This is a genomic window from Lutibacter sp. (assembly GCF_041555395.1).
GTDB lineage: Bacteria > Bacteroidota > Bacteroidia > Flavobacteriales > Flavobacteriaceae > Lutibacter.
The window spans coordinates 1-2,607 of record NZ_JBFFKM010000110.1 but is presented as its reverse complement, the minus strand read 5'-3'; the positions used below and the strand labels follow the sequence as shown (position 1 = coordinate 2,607).

The window sequence follows — 2,607 nt, the reverse complement described above, 5'->3', positions numbered from 1 at the left end:
CTGAGAAAGCGGGAACGCCAAAATAGTATTTATGGTTGTTGTTTTAAGAATTTTATCACTTTTCGTAAATAAACAAAAACAAAATTATATTTCTAAAAATTATTAGTATTTTTGCGGCTTAATTCTACTAAATTTCACAAAAGTTCTTTCAAATGATAAACAGAAGACATATTAGAGTAAAGGTAATGCAATCGGTTTACGCGTTGCTGCAGTCTAAAAGTGATAACCTGAAAAAAGAAGAAGATTTTTTATATACAAGTATAGAAAAAATGTACGACTTGTATGCATTAATGCTTCGTTTGCTTGTGGAAGTTAAAAATTTGGAAAAAAAACATATTGAAATTTCCGGAAAAAAGTATTTAGCCACTTCTCAGGATTTAAATCCGAATTTTAAATTCATTAACAACGAAATTTTCAAATTATTGGATGAAAGCGTTTCATTAAATAGTTATTTGGATGACAATAAGCTAAATTATTGGAGCTTGGACAATGAATATGTTCACGAAATTTTGAAGCTGATAAAGGAAAGCGATCCTTATGCTTCTTATATGAAATCAGACAAACATTCATTTGAGGAAGACAGGGATTTTGTGGTTGCAATGTTTAAAAATGTGGTGGCTCCGAACGAAAAATTAGCTGAGTATTTTGAAGACAGGACCATTAGCTGGGTTGATGACATTCCTTTTGTAAATACATGGATTGTAAAAACGTTAAATCAATTAAAACCCAAGAAGACTTTTCAATTGGGGAATTTATATAAAGATGACGACGACAAAAAATTTGTGTTGGACTTATTCAGAAAAGTGGTGTTAAACCATAAAGAATTTGAAAAGGAAATTGAAAATAAAACGCCCAATTGGGATACCGACCGTATTGCTGAAATTGATATGATTTTAATAAAAATGGCCATAAGCGAGTTTTTGAAATTTCCCTCAATTCCAACAAGCGTTACCATTAACGAATATATTGAAATTGCAAAAGACTATTCTTCGGAAAAAAGCAGTTTCTTTATCAATGGCGTTATTGATAAAATTTTAAAAGATTTTACAGCATCAAAAAGATTGAATAAAATAGGACGAGGATTGATGTAATTTCATATTTTTACAAAAAAAAACAAGAACCATGATAAAAAATAGTATTGTAGGAATTCTTTTATTGAGTTTGGCATTTGTTTCGTGTAAAGACAATGCTTCTTCAAAAATAGATTCGACAAATTTAGAAACTGCAAAAGAAAGAGATGCAAAAATTAGTTTAGGTAGTGCAATCATTGAATTTGACACAAAGAATTACGATTTCGGAACTGTTAATGAAGGAGATGTTGTTGAAGGTGTATTTAAACTAGCCAACAAAGGAAAAACAGATTTAATAATCACTGATGCATCAGCATCTTGTGGTTGTACGGTTCCTGAATGGCCTAAAGAAGCCATTAAACCGGGTGACTCTGCCGAAATAAAATTTTCGTTTAATTCAAGAGGAAGAACAGGGAAACAAAGCAAAACGATTACTTTGCAGACAAATACAGCAAATGTTAAGGAAATCGTGCGCATTTCAGGAACTGTAACACCAAAAAGCTAATCAATTAATTAAATCTAAAAATAAATAAAATGTACACAACTATAGCTTTACAAAGTTTAGGAGGAAGTTCACTAACAAGCATGCTTCCTTTCTTATTAATGTTTGTGGTGATTTATCTTTTTATGATAAGACCGCAGATAAAACGTCAAAAAAACGAAAAGAAGTTTCAGACTTCTATTGCAAAAGGCAATAAAATAGTTACCAGCAGCGGAATTCATGGTAAAATTGTTGACGTTGTGGACGGTGACAATACTGTAATTGTAGAAACTGGTGCAGGAAAAATAAAATTTGAGCGCTCTGCGATTTCAATGGAGCTCAGTAAAAAATATCTATCTCCGGAAGAAATTAAATAGGAATGAACACATTCTTAAAAAAGTGAGCTTTTTAGCTCACTTTTTTTTGTATCTTTAATAGTTATAATTCCAAAAATGAAAACGACTGCAGCATCAAGCATTAAATCTCTAAAAAAAAATAAAAAAATTAAAGTATTTTTATTTTTTATGATTTTGTCTTCCATAATTTGGTTGCTGATAGAATTGTCTAAAAGTTATATCACTCCTGTTGTTTTTGATGTAGAATATACAGATATGCCATCAGGTAAACTTGTTCAAAAAAAACCAATCTCAGAAATGAAAGTGGCCATAAAAGCACCTGGTTTTACACTGATAAAATATAAAATCAAAAAGCATAAAATACTCTTAAACTTAAAAAATATTTCGAAAACAAAAACGGTTTATTATATATTGCCGAACAAACAAATTGCATTGTTAAATTCCCAATTTTCAAATGGAGTTGAAATTATAAGTGTATTAAGGGACACTATTTTTCTTGAATTGGGGGCTTCCGTTTCTAAAAAAGTACCAGTAAATCCAAGACTTGAAATTCGTTATAAAGCGGGATATAATTTGGTTGAGGAATTAAAAATTTCACCGGACAGTGTTATCGTTTCGGGTTCGAAAAGATATATTGATTCCATCACCGAATTAAGAACCAAACTTCTAAAATTGGATAATGTTTATAAAGATATTGAGT

Annotated in this window: 3 protein-coding genes and 1 pseudogene; all 4 read left to right on the top strand. The window is 30.3% G+C overall.

Annotated elements, in window-relative coordinates:
• Positions 1 to 152 precede the first annotated feature (152 nt).
• Entirely contained in the window at positions 153 to 1,091 is a 939-nt protein-coding gene (gene nusB, locus ABY285_RS12460; protein ID WP_372770547.1) for a transcription antitermination factor NusB, read from the top strand.
• Between the two features lie 31 nt (positions 1,092 to 1,122).
• Positions 1,123 to 1,575, top strand: coding sequence for a DUF1573 domain-containing protein (locus ABY285_RS12455; protein ID WP_372770545.1), 453 nt, complete (start codon positions 1,123 to 1,125; stop codon positions 1,573 to 1,575).
• Positions 1,576 to 1,604: 29 nt separating this feature from the next.
• Positions 1,605 to 1,928: a preprotein translocase subunit YajC gene (gene yajC, locus ABY285_RS12450; protein WP_372770543.1), complete on the top strand. Its 324-nt coding sequence runs from the start codon at positions 1,605 to 1,607 to the stop codon at positions 1,926 to 1,928.
• 75 nt (positions 1,929 to 2,003) lie between these two features.
• Positions 2,004 to 2,607, top strand: a pseudogene (locus ABY285_RS12445) (hypothetical protein); the annotation flags it as partial.

Bases quoted from the DNA above. Each gene is read 5' to 3' on its own strand.
- yajC (WP_372770543.1), top strand. From the start codon at position 1,605: ATGTACACAACTATAGCTTTACAAAGTTTAGGAGGAAGTTCACTAACA.
- nusB (WP_372770547.1), top strand. From the start codon at position 153: ATGATAAACAGAAGACATATTAGAGTAAAGGTAATGCAATCGGTTTAC.
- ABY285_RS12455 (WP_372770545.1), top strand. From the start codon at position 1,123: ATGATAAAAAATAGTATTGTAGGAATTCTTTTATTGAGTTTGGCATTT.